Origin of the sequence: Actinomadura sp. GC306, assembly GCF_004348665.1 — a bacterium.
GTDB lineage: Bacteria > Actinomycetota > Actinomycetes > Streptosporangiales > Streptosporangiaceae > Spirillospora.
This window is the reverse complement of record NZ_SMKM01000142.1, coordinates 1-16,396: the sequence shown is the minus strand read 5'-3', so window position 1 is coordinate 16,396 and position 16,396 is coordinate 1. Positions and strand designations below refer to the sequence as shown.

At 73.9% G+C, this 16,396-nt stretch carries 16 protein-coding genes; 5 read left to right on the top strand and 11 right to left on the bottom strand.

Annotated elements, in window-relative coordinates; all coding sequences use genetic code 11:
* Positions 1-103: 103 nt before the first annotated feature.
* The 8 genes from truB to rimP form a co-directional block, all read right to left on the bottom strand.
* Positions 104-979 (bottom strand): tRNA pseudouridine(55) synthase TruB, encoded by an 876-nt coding sequence (truB, locus tag E1200_RS19920; protein ID WP_131953551.1) that lies wholly within the window; start codon positions 977-979, stop codon positions 104-106.
* A gap of 15 nt (positions 980-994) precedes the next feature.
* Positions 995-2,290, bottom strand: a complete 1,296-nt coding sequence (locus E1200_RS19915; protein ID WP_243708702.1) for a bifunctional oligoribonuclease/PAP phosphatase NrnA — start codon at positions 2,288-2,290, stop codon at positions 995-997.
* Positions 2,287-2,814 (bottom strand): 30S ribosome-binding factor RbfA, encoded by a 528-nt coding sequence (gene rbfA, locus E1200_RS19910; protein WP_131953550.1) that lies wholly within the window; start codon positions 2,812-2,814, stop codon positions 2,287-2,289. Before rbfA ends, E1200_RS19915 begins: the two co-directional genes overlap by 4 nt.
* 82 nt (positions 2,815-2,896) lie before the next feature.
* Entirely contained in the window at positions 2,897-3,193 is a 297-nt protein-coding gene (locus E1200_RS19905; RefSeq protein ID WP_184890794.1) for a DUF503 domain-containing protein, read from the bottom strand.
* 213 nt (positions 3,194-3,406) lie between these two features.
* Positions 3,407-6,445: a translation initiation factor IF-2 gene (gene infB, locus E1200_RS19900; RefSeq protein ID WP_131953549.1), complete on the bottom strand. Its 3,039-nt coding sequence runs from the start codon at positions 6,443-6,445 to the stop codon at positions 3,407-3,409.
* Between the two features lie 108 nt (positions 6,446-6,553).
* Positions 6,554-6,826: a YlxR family protein gene (locus E1200_RS19895; RefSeq protein ID WP_243708703.1), complete on the bottom strand. Its 273-nt coding sequence runs from the start codon at positions 6,824-6,826 to the stop codon at positions 6,554-6,556.
* A 34-nt stretch (positions 6,827-6,860) separates the two neighbouring features.
* Complete coding sequence (gene nusA / locus E1200_RS19890) at positions 6,861-7,925, bottom strand: transcription termination factor NusA (protein ID WP_131953555.1); 1,065 nt, start codon at positions 7,923-7,925, stop codon at positions 6,861-6,863.
* 25 nt (positions 7,926-7,950) lie between these two features.
* Positions 7,951-8,715 (bottom strand): ribosome maturation factor RimP, encoded by a 765-nt coding sequence (gene rimP, locus E1200_RS19885; RefSeq protein ID WP_131953547.1) that lies wholly within the window; start codon positions 8,713-8,715, stop codon positions 7,951-7,953.
* A 211-nt stretch (positions 8,716-8,926) separates the two neighbouring features.
* On the opposite strand from rimP, the gene E1200_RS34900 reads away from it, so the two are divergent.
* The 3 genes from E1200_RS34900 (at position 8,927) to E1200_RS19865 (ending at position 11,541) form a co-directional block, all read left to right on the top strand.
* Positions 8,927-9,928: a ferritin-like domain-containing protein gene (locus E1200_RS34900; RefSeq protein ID WP_243708701.1), complete on the top strand. Its 1,002-nt coding sequence runs from the start codon at positions 8,927-8,929 to the stop codon at positions 9,926-9,928.
* Between the two features lie 84 nt (positions 9,929-10,012).
* Positions 10,013-10,342, top strand: coding sequence for a hypothetical protein (locus E1200_RS19870; protein ID WP_131953546.1), 330 nt, complete (start codon positions 10,013-10,015; stop codon positions 10,340-10,342).
* 134 nt (positions 10,343-10,476) lie between these two features.
* Entirely contained in the window at positions 10,477-11,541 is a 1,065-nt protein-coding gene (locus E1200_RS19865; protein ID WP_131953545.1) for an SAM-dependent methyltransferase, read from the top strand.
* On the opposite strand, the gene E1200_RS19860 is transcribed toward E1200_RS19865, so the two are convergent.
* Positions 11,538-12,233: an HAD family hydrolase gene (locus E1200_RS19860; RefSeq protein ID WP_131953544.1), complete on the bottom strand. Its 696-nt coding sequence runs from the start codon at positions 12,231-12,233 to the stop codon at positions 11,538-11,540. The genes E1200_RS19865 and E1200_RS19860 overlap by 4 nt on opposite strands.
* A 129-nt stretch (positions 12,234-12,362) precedes the next feature.
* On the opposite strand from E1200_RS19860, the gene E1200_RS19855 reads away from it, so the two are divergent.
* The gene (locus E1200_RS19855; RefSeq protein ID WP_207933443.1) at positions 12,363-13,919 is read left to right on the top strand and encodes a hypothetical protein; all 1,557 of its coding nucleotides are present in this window, start codon (positions 12,363-12,365) and stop codon (positions 13,917-13,919) included.
* Between the two features lie 61 nt (positions 13,920-13,980).
* The gene (locus E1200_RS19850; RefSeq protein ID WP_131953543.1) at positions 13,981-14,259 is read left to right on the top strand and encodes a hypothetical protein; all 279 of its coding nucleotides are present in this window, start codon (positions 13,981-13,983) and stop codon (positions 14,257-14,259) included.
* 34 nt (positions 14,260-14,293) lie between these two features.
* Here E1200_RS19850 and E1200_RS19845 read toward each other — a convergent pair whose 3' ends face one another.
* Together E1200_RS19845 and E1200_RS19840 are read right to left on the bottom strand one after the other, a co-directional pair.
* Positions 14,294-15,517 (bottom strand): ROK family transcriptional regulator, encoded by a 1,224-nt coding sequence (locus E1200_RS19845; RefSeq protein WP_131953552.1) that lies wholly within the window; start codon positions 15,515-15,517, stop codon positions 14,294-14,296.
* Entirely contained in the window at positions 15,517-16,275 is a 759-nt protein-coding gene (locus E1200_RS19840) for an ATP-binding cassette domain-containing protein (protein ID WP_131953542.1), read from the bottom strand. Before E1200_RS19840 ends, E1200_RS19845 begins: the two co-directional genes overlap by 1 nt.
* Positions 16,276-16,396 lie beyond the last annotated feature (121 nt).

Below are 16,396 nucleotides of genomic sequence, written 5' to 3'. Positions count from 1 at the left end.
GTCACGGACACCTCCTACCCAACGAACCTACGGTCACGTAGGTTACTTGACCGTAGGTTGAGCCGTCATCGCTTTCCGCCCGTGACGCGCACCACGGGCTCCGTCAGGACACGAAGACGGCGAGCGGCTTGGCCACGCCGCCCTTCTCCTCGACCAGCGCCAGCAGCGAGCCATCGGGTGCGAAGACACCGACCGGCCCCGGGCCGAGGCCCGCCGCCGCAAGCCGCCCGCCGTGCGCGACCTTGCGGGCGTCGTCGGCGGAGACGTCCCGGCGCGGGAACACCGCGGCGACGGCCTCCGCCATCGGCAGGATCTCCAGCTTCTCACCGAGCTGGTCGAGCGTCCGCGCCATGGCGAGATCGTAGGGCCCGACGCGGGTCCGGCGCAGCGCCGTGAGGTGCCCGCCGCAGCCGAGGGAGGCGCCGAGATCCCGCGCCAGCGCGCGGATGTAGGTGCCGGACGAGCAGCCGATGGACGCGTCGACGTCGATCAGGTCGCCCGCACGGCGGATCGCGGTGACCGTGAAGTGGTGCACGGTCACCGGCCGGTCGGCCAGGGCGACCTCCTCGCCCTTGCGGGCCATCTTGTAGGCCCGCTCCCCGTTCACCTTGATCGCACTGACCTGGGGCGGGACCTGCCGGATGGGGCCGGTCAGCTCCGCGATCCCCGCGTGCAGGGCCTCGTCGGCGACGCCCGCGGCGGACGCGGTCGCGGTGGTCTCGCCCTCGGCGTCGTCGGTGTTGGTCGACTCGCCGAGGCGGATCGTGGCGTCGTAGCCCTTCTCGGTCAGCGCCAGATGGCCCAGCAGGCGGGTCGCCTTGCCTATCCCGAGGACGAGCACGCCGGTCGCCATCGGGTCCAGCGTCCCCGCGTGCCCCACCCGCCGGGTCTTCGCCAGCCGCCGCATCCGGCCGACCACGTCGTGCGAGGTCCAGCCGGCGGGCTTGTCCACGATGACGAGCCCCGAGTTGTCGTCCACACGCGCTCCGGTTGATCAGTCGGCAGTGTCCCCGGGCACGCGCAGCGCGGCGCGCAGCCGGTCGATGACGCAGGCGGGCTCGCCGCCCGTGGTGAACGCGGCGGCGGTGCGGTGCCCGCCCCCGCCCAGCTCCACGCAGGCGCGGCCGACGTCGACCGAGCCCTTGGAGCGGGTGGAGACGTACCACTCGCCGTCGTCGTTCTCCTTGCACACGACGGCGACCTCGGCCTCGTCGGTGCGCCTGAGCTGGTCGATGACGCCTTCGAGCTGGTCGTAGGGGACGTCGCGGGCGTCCCGGTCGGCGCGCGCGATCGTCGTCCAGACCAGGCCGCGGCCGCCCGCGGCGTCGCGTTCCAGCCGGGCCCGCGCCAGCGCGCCGGCGAGGACCTGCAGGTACCCGAACGGGGCCCGGTCCCACAGTTCCCGGCTGACCGCCTCCGGCCGGACGCCCGCGGTCAGCAGCCGCCCCGCCAGATCGTGGACCTCGGGGGTCGTGCACGGGTACTTGAACGAGCCGGTGTCGCTGGCGAGCCCCGCGTACAGGCCCTGGGCGATGTCGCGGTCCAGCGGGACGCCGAGCCTGCGGATCAGCTCCTCGACCAGGACCGCGGTGGCGGCGGCGTCCGGGTCGACCAGCCGCACCCCGCCGAAGTCGGTGTTGGACGCGTGGTGGTCGACGACGATCAGCGCGCCCGCGCGTGCCGCGGGCCCGGCCAGAGTGCCGAGCCGCGCCTGCCCGGCCGCGTCCAGGGAGATCATCAGGTCCGGGGCGGAGGGCATCCGGGAAGGGTCTACCAGCAACTCCTGGCCCGGCAGGAACCGCAGGATCGCCGGGACCTCGAACGGCTCGCCGAAGGACGCCAGGCAGCTCTTGCCCAGCGCGCGCAGGGCCTGCGCCAGCGCCAGCATGGAGCCGAGCGCGTCGCCGTCCGGCGCCACGTGGCAGGCGAGGCAGACCTCACCGGCCCCGCGGATCAGCTCGACCGCCCGGTCCCACTCCAGGTCGGCGCCCCGCAGCGGGGCGCCGGCAGCCGCGTCCGGGTCGGCCTCCGCCGAGTCCACGGGCGCGGCACGGCCGCGCGGCGCGCGGAACTCCGGCGGCGCCGCCGGCTCGGACTGCACGGGAGGCTCGGCCGGGACCGCGGGCTCCGGTGGCAGGGCCGGGACGAGCGGCCCGCCGCCCAGCCCGCCGCCGCGGCCGCGCGGGACGATGTCGTGGCCGCTCGCGGAATGGCCGTCGGCGTCGTGCAGCAGCCACTCCGCGGACCGGCCGGCGCCCGGGGCCTCCGCGCGCCGCTCCGTCCCGCTCACGATGACGGGCGTCCGGGACGGCCGTCCTCACCGTCCTCCGCGATGTCGTGGCCGTCGAAGTCCGCGTCGTCGTCCGCGTCGTCGTCGAGGTCCTCGTCGTCCTCGGAGCCGGGCACCCGGTAGGGGTTGGCGTCACCGGCCGGGGACGCGCCCTGCGCCGCCTTCGCCACCTCGGCGTCCCTGGCGCGGGCCTGGGCCAGCAGGTCGTCGATGTGCGCGGCGTTCTCCATCAGGGAGTCCATGACGAAGGTGATGCTGGGCGTGTGCCGGACACCGGTCTTCCTGCCCACCTCCGACCTGATGACGCCCTTGGCGCTCTCCAGCGCGGCGGCCGTCTCGGCGCGCTCGCCGTCGGACCCGTACACCGTGTAGTACACGGTCGCGTCGCGCAGGTCGTTGGTGATGCGGGTGTCCGTCACGGTCACGAAGCCGAGCCGCGGATCCTTGATCCGCCTCTCCAGCATCTCGGCCACGATCTGCTGGATGCGGTCGGCGAGCTTGCGCGCCCGAGCTGCGTCCACCATGATCGCACTCCCTTTCTATGGTTACGTGAGGACCGGGCGGCCTCGGTGGGCCCGCGACCGCCGCGGGGGGCGGCCCCGCCGCTCAGTCCTCATCATGGAACAGCCGCTGCCGCGCCGACAGCAGCTCGATCTCCGGGCGCCCGGCGACCAGCCGTTCGCACCGGTCGAGCACCTGGGTGCAGTTGGCGGCGGTGCCGGACACCACCGCCACCCCGATCTCCGCCCTGCGGTACAGGTCGTTGCCGCCGGTCTCGGCGACGGCCACCGCCGGGAAGTGCTTCTGCACCTCGGCGATGATGGGCCGGAGGACGGACCGCTTCTGCTTCAGCGATTGGACGTCCCCCAGCAGCAGGTCGAGCGTCAGCGCACCCACGTACACCTGGTCGATCACCTCGGAATCCTCGAAGATGGAACGACGGCGGTCACCCGCCGTGTTCCCGGCCGCGGTGCCGCGCGCCGGGCCGCGGGCGGCCGGCGCGCGGAACGGGCCGGATATGACGGACGCCAGGCTAGAAGATCCGCCTGGCGCCGTGTCACCCATTTAACGATCATGCCCCCGCCGCCGGGCGGGGACGGCCGTCCGCGCCGGTGCTCAGGTGCGGGGCTTCTCCCGCATCTCGAAGCACTCGATGACATCGCCGAGCTTGATGTCGTTGTACCCCACGCCGATACCGCACTCGAAGCCCTCGCGGACCTCGGTGGCGTCGTCCTTGAAGCGGCGCAGCGACGACACCGTGAGGTTGTCGGCGACCACGACGCCGTCGCGGACGAGCCGCGCCTTGGCGTTGCGCTGGATGATCCCCGAGGTGACCATCGAGCCCGCGACGTTGCCGATCCGCGGGACCTTGAAGATCTCCCGGACCTCGGCGGTGCCGAGCTGGACCTCTTCGAACTCCGGCTTGAGCATGCCCTTGAGGGCCGCCTCGATCTCCTCGATCGCCTGGTAGATGATCGAGTAGTACCGGATGTCGACGCCTTCGCGGTCGGCCAGCTCCTGCGCGTTGCGCTCGGGCCGCACGTTGAAGCCGAGGATGACCGCGCCCTCCTCGGACGCCAGCGACAGGTTGACGTCGTCCTGCGTGATCGCGCCGACACCGCGGCGGATGATCCGCAGGCTGACCTCGTCGCCCACGTCGATCTTGAGGAGCGAGTCCTCCAGCGCCTCGACCGAACCGGACACGTCGCCCTTGAGGATGAGCAGCAGCTCTTCGCGCTTGCCCTCCTGGAAGTCCTTGAACAGCTCTTCCAGGGAGTTGCTCTTGCGGCTCTTGAGCAGCTCGGCGTTGCGCTTGCGCGCCACCCGCTTGTCGGCGATCTGCCGGGCGACCCGGTCGTCGTCGACGACCAGGAAGTTGTCCCCGGCACCGGGCACGGCCGCGAGGCCGAGCACCATCACCGGACGGGACGGGCCCGCCTCCGTGACGTTGTTGCCGTTCTCGTCGAGCATCGCCCGGACGCGGCCGTTGGCCACGCCGCAGACGATCGAGTCGCCGACCCGCAGCGTGCCGCGCTGCACCAGCACGGTCGCCACGGCGCCCCGGCCCTTGTCCAGGTGGGCCTCGATGGCCGAGCCCTGGGCGGGCATGTCGGGGTTGGCCTTCAGGTCGAGCTCGGCGTCGGCGGTCAGGATGATCGCCTCCAGCAGCCCGTCGATGTTCTCGCGCTGCTTGGCCGACACGTCCACGAAGATGGTCGAGCCGCCGAACTCCTCGGCGACCAGGCCGTACTCGGTCAGCTGGGCCCGGACCCGGTTCGGGTCGGCGCCCTCGACGTCGATCTTGTTGACCGCGACGACGATCGGGACCCCCGCCGCGGTGGCGTGGTCGATCGCCTCGGTGGTCTGCGGCTTGACGCCGTCGTCCGCGGCGACCACCAGCACCACCAGGTCGGTGGTGTCGGCACCGCGGGCGCGCATGGCGGTGAACGCCTCGTGACCCGGGGTGTCGATGAAGGTGATCTTGCGGTCCTCGCCGTCGACCTCGGTCTCGACCTGGTAGGCGCCGATGTGCTGGGTGATGCCGCCGGCCTCGCCCGCCTGCACGTTGGCGGACCGGACGGCGTCCAGCAGCTTCGTCTTACCGTGGTCGACGTGGCCCATGACGGTGACCACCGGCGGCCGGGGCAGCAGGTTCTCCTCGCCGCCCTCGTCCTCGCCGTACTCGATGTCGAACGACTCGAGCAGTTCGCGGTCCTCGTCCTCGGGGCTGACGACCTGGACGTCGAAGTCCAGCTCCAGCCCGAGGGCCTGCAGGTCGTCGGGGTCGACCGACTGGGTCGCGGTGACCATCTTGCCGAGGTGCATCATGATCGCGACGAGCGACGCCGGGTTGGCGCCGATCTTCTCGGCGAAGTCGGTCAGCGACGCGCCCTGCGGCAGCCGGATCGTCTTGCCGTTGCCGCGCGGAGCCGAGACACCGCCGACGGCGGGCGCCTGCATGTTCTCGAACTCTTGACGACGCGCCCGCTTCGACTTGCGGCCGCGTGCGGGACGCCCTCCGGGACGGCCGAACGCGCCCTGCGTGCCACCGCGGCCACGGCCGCCGCCACCGGGACGGGGACCGAAGCCGCCGCCGGGACGGCCGCCGGCCCCCGTGCGGGGACCGCCGAAGCCGCCGCCGGGACGGCCGCCGCCACCCGGACCGCGGCCACCGCCGCCGGGACCACGGCCGCCGCCACCCGGGCCGCGACCGCCGCCGCCACCGCCGCCGGGACCACCGCGACCGGGCGCGGCCGGCCGCGAGGACGGCATGTTCATCGGGCTCGGACGCGGACCGCCCGGCCGGGGCGGCATGCTGCCCGGGCTCGGACGCGGGCCGCCCGCACCGGCGGGGCCGCCGGGACGCGGGCCACCCGGGCGCGGGCCACCGGGACGGTCGCCGCCGGGGCGCTCACCCCGGTCGGGACGCTCGGCGCCCGGCCGCGGACCGGGACGCGGGCCCGGCTTGGGCGCCTGGCCCATGCCGCTGGCGTTGGAGCTGAACGGGTTGTTGCCCGGACGCGGGCCACCGGGGCCGCGGCCGCCGCCGCTCGGCCGGGGGCCGGGACGCGGGCCCGGCTTGGGCGCGCGGGGACCCGGCTTCGGGCCACCGGGCGCGCGGCCACCGGGACCGGCGGTACCGGTTCCGGCACCGCCGCCGGCGGATTCGGCCGGACCTGCCGGGCGCGCGGGGCCGGCCGCGGGCGGGGCGCTCGGGCCCTGCGCCGCGGGGGCGTCCACCTGGGTGCCCGGCGCCGGCGGAACCGGCGGGCGCGGGCCCGGCTTCGGGGCGCCGCCCTGGCCGCCGGGGCCGCCCGGGCCGCCGGGACCGGGCCGCGGCGCGGCCGGACGCGGCGCCGCGGGCCGCGGGGCCTGCGGGCGGGCGTTCTGCGAACCGGATGCGCCGCCGGACGGTCCCGGACGCGGCGCGGCGGGCCGCGGAGCCGAAGGCTTCTTCGGCGCGGCCCGCTTGTCCCCCTGCTTGGGGGACGAAGAAGAATTTGAGAAGGCTTCTGTCAGCCTGCGAACGACCGGCGCCTCAATCGTGGAGGACGCCGACCGTACGAACTCGCCCATTTCCTGGAGCTTGGCCATCACGACCTTGCTCTCTACACCGAACTCCTTGGCGAGTTCATAAACCCGGACCTTCGCCACTGCACTCCCTACTCGGTCCGGGGGTGCGGCCTCCGGACCGTCGCTAACTTGCCGTACTCATCGCGGCGTGCTCATCGAGCGCTCATAGCAATCTCGACCTGCTTCCGACTAGACGTCGCTTACCATTTGGCCATCCTGCTGCCGCGCGGCGCTCACCGCAAGCCGCGCTCGCAGCGCACCGGCATCGAGCGGGCCCGGGACGCGGAACGCCCTCGGGAACGCCCGACGCCGCTCTGCGAGCTCAAGGCATCCCAGGTCGGGATGCAGATGCGCACCCCGTCCCGGCAGCCGCCCGCGGGGATCGGGGACGATGACGCCCTCGACCACCACCAGGCGCAGCAAGCCGGATTTGACCGTGCGAACCCGGCAGCCAACACACATGCGTACAGAGGCCGCCCGGCCACGTTCCATGAGTCTACCGCGCCGACGCGTCGGCGGGGCCGGTCGCATGCGCCTCCGGCGCAGAAGATCCGGAATCGCCGGTCTCGCGGGGCTTCGCGGCGGCCTGCCGGGGCTCGGTGTCGGACCGCTCGGTGTCGGACCGGATGTCGATCCGCCAGCCGGTGAGCCGTGCGGCGAGCCGGGCGTTCTGCCCCTCCTTGCCGATCGCCAGGGACAGCTGGTAGTCGGGCACGACCACCCGGGCGACCCGGGCGTCGGCGTCGACCACCTCGACACTGGAAACCCGCGCGGGCGACAGGGCATTCCCGACGAACTCCGCGGGGTCCTCGGACCAGTCCACGATGTCGATCTTCTCGCCGTGCAGCTCGGCCATCACGTTGCGGACCCGGCTGCCGAGCGGGCCGATGCAGGCGCCCTTGGCGTTCACGCCCGCCTTGCGCGAGCGCACCGCGATCTTGGTGCGGTGGCCGGCCTCGCGGGCGATCGCCGCGATCTCCACGGTGCCGTCGGCGATCTCCGGGACCTCCAGCGCGAACAGCTTGCGGACGAGGTTCGGGTGCGTCCGCGACAGCTGCACCGACGGGCCGCGGTGCCCCTTGCGGACCTGCACCACGTAGGCGCGCAGCCGGTCGCCGTGGTCGTAGTGCTCGCCGGGGACCTGCTCCTGCGGCGGCAGGACGGCCTCGATCTTGCCGAGGTCGACCAGCACGTTCCGCGGGTCCTTGCCCTGCTGGATGATGCCGCTGACGATGTCGCCCTCGCGGCCGGCGTACTCGCCGAACGTCAGCTCGTCCTCGGCGTCCCGCAGCCGCTGCAGGATGACCTGCTTGGCGGTGGTCGCGGCGATGCGGCCGAATCCGGTCGGGGTGTCGTCGTACTCGCGGAGGGCGTTGCCCTCCTCGTCGGTCTCGGTCGCCCAGACCGTCACGTGCCCGCTCTGCCGGTCCAGCTCGACCCGGGCCTTGGCCGCCGCGCCCTCCGTCCGGTGGTAGGCGATCAGCAGGGCGTCCTCGATGGCCTTGACGGCCACCTCCAGCGAGATGTCCTTCTCGCTCTCCAGGCCCCGCAGGGCTGTCATGTCGATGTCCACGAGGTTCCCCCCTCTATTCCGGCTCAGCCGGAGAACGCGGTTCCTCAGCCCCGGACGGCGAGTCCTTCTGGGGGGACGGCCCCGCGGACCCCCCGGACAGAGGTTTGAACTCCACCTGCACGCGGCCGCGCCCCAGCTCGCCGAGGCGGAACCGGCGCCGCACGGTCTCCGTCGCGGGGGTCCTTCCCTTCTGGCGGGACTTCCCCCCGGCCCCACCGGAAGCGGGCGCGGACCCGGCGGACCCGCCGCCGTCCTTCGCCCCGGCTCCCCTGCCCCGGCGCTTCTGGACGACGTCGATCTCGACGCCGTCGCCGTCGGCCGCGATCACGCGGCCCTCGATCTGGCCTCCCTCGGCCAGCGGGGCGACGACCAGCCGGCCGACGGCGCGGCGCCAGTGCCGCGGCTCGGTGAGGGGGCGGTCGACCCCGGGGGAGGTCACCTCCAGCACGTACGGCGAGGCCCCCATGGCGTCGGACTCGTCGAGCAGGGCGGAGGCCGTCTCGCTCAGCCGGGCGATGTCGTCGAGGCCGACCCCGTCGTCGCCGTCCACGACGACCCGGACGAGGCGGCGGCGCCCGGCGGGCCGCACGTCGACCTCCTCCAGGTCGAACCCGGCCCTGCGCACCGCGGGCTCCAGCAGCCGGGTCAGCTCGGTGACGGCGGCGCCGCGCGGCGGGCGCGCCCCGGCGTGCTCGCGCGGGCCCCGGTCGTGCCGGGCCTGCCGCCCCTCCTGCCCGCGCCCCCCTTGAGCGCGGCCACCGCGGGACTCGACGCTCATGGGACCCTCCTCCTGTTGTCCGCCTGCGGCTCGCGGCGTCGCCGCTCGTCCGTTGACACCTCAAGACTATCGACAGCCGGAGACCGCGTCGGTTTTTCGGACGCCTCACCGGCGCGGCGGATATGGAATGCTTGAGCTGGCCCGACGGGCGCGTCCGGGACCGGGACCGCAGCGGGCCGCCGCCACCACACCGTCGGGTGAGGAGACTCCCTTGCCAGAGGCCGTGCCGCGCTTGCCGGGAGCCGTGTCCCGCCGCGCGCTGCTGGGCCGGGCCGCCGTGCTGGCCGGCGCCGCGCTCCTCCTGCCCTCGGCGGTGGGCTGCGCCGCCGAGACCCGCCCCCACAAAGACGTGCCGACGCTGGCCGGGGCGATCGCGTCCGAGCAGAACCTGATCGCCGCCTACGAGGCGGCCAAGGCCGCGGACGCCTCGCTCGCCGCGCGGCTGGACCCGGTCCTCGCCCGGCACCGCGAGCATCTCACGGTGCTGAAGCGCCACTACGTGCCCGGTTCCGGCGACCGCGCCGACGAGGGCGGCGGCATCCCGGCGCCGAGCGCCCTCCCGCTCCCGGACGGGGGCGGGCTCATGGAGGCGCTGCGCGACGCGGAGGACCGGGCGGCGCAGGCGCGGACGGCGGACGCGGCGAAGGCCGCCCCGGGGCTGGCCCAGTTGCTGGCCAGTATCGGCGCCTGCGAGGCGGGGCACGCGATGCTCGCGTCGGGCGAGCCGCCGGCCGTCCGGTCGCGGTCCGGTGCCGAGGCGGTCCGGACGGCGCTGGAGGCCGAGCACGCGGCCGTCTACGGGTACGGGGTGCTCGGCGCCCGCCTCGGCGGGTCGCTGCGGATGACGGCGAAGACCATCTGGGACGACCACCGCGCCCGCCGGGACGCGCTCGTCTCGGTCCTGGCCGGCGACTCCGGGGAGCCCGCCGAACCGGTGGCCGGCGCGGCCGCGTACCGGCTGCCCGGCAAGGTCGCCTCGGCCCGCGGCGCCGCCCTGCTCGCGGCCGAGCTGGAGGACGACCTCGTCCCCGCCTACGTCGCCCTCGCCGGCGCCTCCGCCCCCGACCTGCGGGCCTTCGCCGCGGACGGCGCGCGGCGGGCGCGGGCGCGGTCCGCCGCCTGGCGGCAGAAGGCGGGCGCCCCGGCGCCGGCGGACGCGTTCCCCGGGCTGTCCGCGGCGGCGCTGTCGCCGCGTCCCGTCCCGGGTGAGTGATCTTCGGCACCCCGGGAAGTAAGCGTCCGATCGGTGACGTTTGTCCCTGCAGAGGGATGACTCGGGGGAGGAGTCCAGATCATCATGAGCAATCCAGAGGGAAGCGCTCTCGACGAACTGCGGGCCGCCTACCACGAACAGCTGACCCGGCTCGCGGCCGAGCGCGACGCCGCCCGCCGCCAGGCGCGCAGGGCCCAGGCGCAGGCCGATGTGGCGCGCGCCGATCTCGCCAGCCTCAGGAGCAGCGTCGAGCGGCTGCTGACCGCCGCCGCCCGCCACCTGCCCGACCTGCCCCAGGTGGAGGCCCCGGACACCGGCTCGCACGAGGGGCGGGAGCTCCCGCCGGAACGCCGCGCCCTGCCCGCGGCGCCGGACGCCGCCAAGGACGGGGCACCGCCCGTCAGGGCCGCCTGAGCCGGGCAGGAACGGCCCGCGCACAGGCCGTGCGGGACCGCCGGGACATGGTTCCGGCGGTCTCCGCCCGCGGCGGCGGCCGATGCCGGCGACGGCGTGAACGGTGACCCGCCGCTGCTGTTAATGTCGAGCGGATGACCGCGTACGGCCTTCTCGTCTCCCCCTCCCACAACCGGGTCTATGCCCAGGCCGCCGCCGGCCTGGTGAAGGCCGAGCTGGCGGTGTTCGGCGAACGCGCGCTGGGCGGGCGCGTCCACGACATCGAGGAGACGGAGATCGGCGGCGTCCCGTATGTGACGTTCTCGGCCGACGACCTGACGGAGACCGACGTCCGCCTCCTGTCGAACCTCTCGTCGCTCTACGCGCTGTTCCAGATCGAGGGCGATCTCCTGCGGCCGGTCGCGCTCAAGCCTCTCGACCTCTTCGGAAGCGACCTGCTCACCATCCAGAAGTACTCGGGCAAGACGAACGAGTACTTCACCAAGCTCCTGCTGAACGTCACCGCGATGGCGGCCGACTCCCCCATGGACCTGGTCAACGGCCGGCCCCGCGTGTTCGACCCCATGTGCGGCCGCGGCACGACGCTCAACCAGGCCATGATGTACGGGCTGGACGCCGCCGGGATGGACATCGACGGCAAGGACTTCGACGCCTACGCCGCCTTCATCAAGACGTGGCTGAAGAACAACCGGGTCAAGCACCGGGCGGAGGTCGCCAACGTCCGGCGGGAGCGGTCCGTCGTCGGACGCCGCCTGGACGTCACGCTCGGCGCCTCCAAGGAGCGCTACAAGGGCGGCGAGACGATGGAGATCACCGTCGTGAACGCCGACTCCCTGGAGGCCGGACGGTTCTTCCGCCCGGCCTCCTTCGACCTGATCGTCACCGACGCCCCGTACGGGGTGCAGCACGGCAGCCGTCCCAAGGGCGGGCGGCCGGCCGGCAAGGGCAAGGGGCCGCTGTCGCGGAGCCCGGTCGAGCTGCTGGCCGCGGCGGTGCCGGAATGGGCCCGGCTGCTGCGTCCGGGCGGCGCCATCGGCATTTCCTGGAACACCTTCGTGGGGCGCCGCGACGACATCGCCGAGATCCTCGCCTCCAGCGGTCTCCAGGTCCAGGACTCCGCCGCCCACCGCGCCTTCCGGCACCGCGTGGACCAGGCCATCTCCCGCGACCTGATCACGGCCCGCAAGCCCGCCGGCTAGCTCCAGCGCTCGATGTGGGGCAGCAGCTCGTCCAGCCCGTGGATCACCGCGTCGGGCGGGGCGAGGCCGGGGCGCTCGAACGCGTGGGTGGTCTGGTGCCGGATCTGGACGGCGCGGAGCCCGGCCGACTTGGCGCCGTGGATGTCGTCGTAGGGCCGGTCGCCGACGAAGACGCAGGAGGCGGGGTCGGTGGCGCCGACGGCGTCCATCGCGGCGCGGAACGCGTTGGCGTGCGGCTTGGTCCAGGGGATCTCGCTGGAGTAGACGGCGCCGTCGAGCATGTCGAGGACGTCGTCGCGGGCGAAGACGCGCTCATGCCATTCGCGTGACCAGATCGTGTTGGACAGGACGCCGATCCGGATGTCCTGCTCGCGGAGGCTGGTGAACAGCCCGGGGACGGCGGGGTCGGTGTGCGTGTGCGGCGTCCACGTCTCGAAATGGGTCGCCAGCCACTCCTCGGTGAACTCGACCCCGGCCATCTCGAACGCCTCGGCGAGCGTGGCGCTGCGGTGCTCGTCGGTGCCGCGGCGCCAGAGCTCCAGTTCCGCCTCCGCGAGCGCCTCGGCGGCCTTCTCGACGTCGTCCGCGGGGAGGTGGGCGGAGCAGATCGCGCGCCACATGTCGGCCAGTTCGAGGTCGTGCCAGGGGGTCAGCGTGCCGCCCCAGTCGAAGATCACTGCTTGTACGCCCATGCCCGGATGGTAACCATCCGGGCGCCTTGAACGATCTCATTTTCAGGCGGTGGATCGTCCCGGACGGCGCGACCGGGCCCGCCCGAGCCCGTCAGCAGCACGCCCTCAGCCCGCCGTCCAGGAGCCCCGATGCGCAGACCGTTGCAGGCAGCCCTGCTGTCCGTCGTCATGGCCGCCGGCTTGGCCGGGGCCGCCGTCCCGGCGGCGGCCGACCCGATCCCGGACGGGCCCGGCCGCGGCTTCGTCCCGGCCTACATCGGCGGGCCCGCCACACCGAAGCCGCTGGCGGGACGTCCCGTCCCGGCCAACCCGCACCAGGGGCCGGTCGGGTTGTCGTCCATGCACGCCGACAGCTACGCGTCCGACACGTACCCGTTCCTGGGGCCGCTCGGCCGCGATCCCGAGGTGCTCAACGAGGCGAAAGGCGGCGGCCTGCCCGGACTGTGCTCGACCGTGACGTTCGCCCGGAGGACGGGCCTGATCGTGGCGCAGTGCACGCGCGGGCAGAACTTCATGCTGCGGCTGATCGACCCGAGGACGCTGAAGGACCTCGCCACCTACGAGCTGCCGCCGAGACCGTCCACGGTCCAGGCGGTGTTCTCGCTGAGCCTGGACAAGGTCCTCACCGACACGTCGGGCGGGGCGTACTACTACCTGGATTCGCAGGACCGCGCCGTCCTCGCCGACTCGGCGTTCCACCTGCGCCGGTTCGCCCATGAGCGGGGCCCGGACGGCGAGTGGCGCTTCACGGTGACCGACGACTGGGACCTCGGCCGCCACCTCCCGCACGACTGCGCCACCTGGACGAATCCGTGGCCCGCGGGCGAGTGCGACCCCGTCACCGCGGTCGGCCCGGACTGGGGCGGCCTCATCTGGTGGATCACGCGGAACGGGCGGATCGGCACCGTCGACCCCGAGTCCGGCACCGTCCGGATGACGCGGCTGCAGGGCGAGAGCATCCAGAACTCGTTCGCGGCGTCCGAGGACGGCCTGTCGATCGTGTCCGACCATGCGCTCTACCAGATGCGCGCGGGCCGGGACGGCACGCCCGAGATCATTTGGCGCGAGCCCTACGACAGGGGAAGCGGCCGCAAGCCGGGCCAGATCGACCAGGGTTCGGGGACCACGCCCACGTTCTTCGGCGACGGGTACGTGGCCATCACCGACAACGCCGACGACCGGATGCACGTCATCGTCCGGCACCGGGCCGACGGGCGGCTGGTCTGCCGGATCCCGGTGTTCGGCAGCGGGGCGAGCGCCACGGACAACTCGCTCGTCGGCTACGGCCGCAGCCTGTTCGTGGAGAACAACTACGGCTACCGCAACTTCTTCGAGCTCCCGCCGGGCGGCTCCTCGGTCGGCGGGGTCAGCCGCGTGGACGTGCGGCCGGGCGGCGACGGCTGCGAGACGGTGTGGACGAGCAGGGAGCGTTCGCTCTCCACCGTCCCGAAGGTGTCGGTCCCCGCCGGGCTGCTCTACCTGTACACGAAGGAGCCGCGCAACGACTTCATCGACGCCTGGTACCTCACGGCGGTGGACGTCCACACGGGCAGGACCGTCTACAAGGTGCTGACCGGCCCCGGAAAGTGGTTCGACAACAACTGGGCGCCCATCACCCTCGGCCCGGACGGCACCGCGTACGTGGGCGTCGTCGGCGGGCTCGTCGCCGTCCGCGACCGCGAGTAGGCCGCCCTGCATCGGGGATACCGGTCCGATCAGCGCAACCGAGACGGACCGAGGAGGAGGCATGCGGGCACGTCAGCCCGGCGAGAGCCGCGACTTCCGCGACGACATCGACGAGATGGGCGACGACGACCAGGAGGTGGAGATCGCCCTGACCGAGGAGTACGTGACCGACCCGCCCGAGGGCCTGCGCATCGAGGAACCGGAGGAGGACAGGGACACCAGGGACGGCCTGGGCATCACCGAGTACGAGCGGCAGCTCGCCGACGAGGACGCGGAGCAGCGCCCCCGCCCGGACACCCCCGCCGAGTCCGACGCGGTCAACCCCACCCGGAGGCCCTGAGCCCGCGAGCCGGCGCGCGGCGCCCCGGACCCGCCTAGGGAACGGCTTCGGGGGCGCGCAGCCGGGTGAGGACCTGCACGGGGTCGGACAGGACCTCGGCGAAGGCGAACTCCGCGGCCCCGACGAGGGTGGTGTCGTCGCCGAGGGCGGCGGTGCGGAGCTTGACCCTCTCGCGGGGCGCCGCGAGCGCGCCGGTCGCCATGACGCTGCGGATCTGGGCGGCGGCGCCGAGGTAGATGTCGCGGAGCGTCCCGCCGAAGATGACCAGGCCCGGGTTGAAGACGTTGACGAGGTTGGCGACGCCGAGGCCGAGCCAGCTGCCGACCCGCTGCAGCGCCTCCCGGGCGGCGATGTCGCCGGCGTCGGCGGCGGCGACGACCGCGCGGACCGCGTCGCGGCCCGGCTGGTCGGGCGCCTCCTCGCGGCCGGCGTGGGCGAGCAGCGTCCGCTCCCCCACCTCGGCCTCCAGGCAGCCCTTCGACCCGCACGCGCACAGCCGCCCGCCCGGATTGACGATCATGTGGCCGATCTCGCCGCCGAACCCCTCGTCGCCGCCGAGCAGCCGCCCGTGCGCGATGATGCCGCCGCCGACGCCGACGTCGCCGTGCAGGTAGATGAGGTTGTCGCAGCCGACCCCCGCGCCGCGCTCGTGCTCGGCGAGCGCGCCGAGGTTGGCGTCGTTGCAGACCGACACGGGGATGCCGAGGCCGAGCCGGCGCGACAGCGCGTCGCCGAGCCGCAGTTCCCCGACGTCGAGGTTGGGCCCGAACATGATCGTGTCGTCGGAGCGGCGGACGGTGCCGGGGAAGCCGAGGGTGGCGCCGACGCAGACCGCGTCGCGCTCGGCCTTGCGGACGAGCGCGCGCGCCCCGGCGACCAGCACGCCGAGCAGTTCCGCGGGGTCGGAGCCGCGGGCCCGCACGCCCTCGCGGCGGTCCAGGACGACGCCGCCGAGCCCCACGCGCGCGACGACGAGCCGGTCGACGCCGACCTCGAACGCCAGCACGTAGACCCGCGTCGACTCGGGCCGCACCACGAGGGACGGGCGCCCGGCGCGGCGGCCGGGACCGCGCGGCAGCTCCTCGCGGACGAGCCCGGCCGCGGTGAGGTCGGCGGTCAGCGCCATGATCGTGCTGCGGTTCAGGCCGAGGGACTCGGCGAGCGTGGCGCGCGACGCCGGGCCGCGCAGGTGCACGAACCGCAGGAGCGTCCCGAGGTTGTGGCGCCGGATGTCCTCTTGTGATGGGCCGCCCTTCATCATCGGCGCAGCCCCAGCTCTCCGCTGGCCCCTGAGGTGATCAGCTCGACGACCTGCCGGTGGGTGACGTCGGCGGTGCGGACCTGGGCGACCATCCGGCCGAGGTACATCGCGGCGATGCGGTCGGAGACCGCGAAGACGTCGTTCATGTTGTGCGAGATCAGCACGACGGCCAGGCCCTTGTCGGCGAGCCGCCGGACGACCTCCAGCACCTGCTGGGTCTGCGCGACGCCGAGCGCGGCGACGGGCTCGTCCAGGACGACGACCTTGCTGTCCCACAGCACGGCGCGGGCGATCGCGACGGTCTGCCGCTGTCCGCCCGACAGCGTCGCGATCCGCTGCCGGACCGACCCCATCGTGCGGACGGCGAGACCGGACAGCGTCCTGCGCGCCATCTCCTCCATCGCGGTCTCGTCCAGGGTGAGGCCGCGGCGCCGCTCCCGGCCGAGGAAGAGGTTCTGGACGATGTCGAGGTTCTCGCAGAGCGCGAGGTCCTGGTGGACGATCTCGATGCCGAGCCGGGTGGCCTCCCGTGGCCCGCCGATCCGGACCGGGCGGCCCTCGAAGCGGTACTCCCCCGCGTCGAAGGGGTGGATGCCGCCGATGCACTTCACCAGCGTCGTCTTGCCCGCGCCGTTGTCGCCGACCAGCGCGGTGACCTCGCCGGGGTAGGCGGAGAACGCGACGTCGTGCAGGACCTTGACGGAACCGAAACTCTTTTCGATACCGCGCAGGTCCAAGGCTGGTGTCACTGACATGCCGAGGGGCTCCCACCGTGCCGCACCGCCGCCGCGCGGCAGGCGGTCGTGACCAGTGAGGTTATCAGCAGCGTTCCGCGGCGGGTAACCGCCGCCCGCCCCACCCGACACCCCGCCGGAC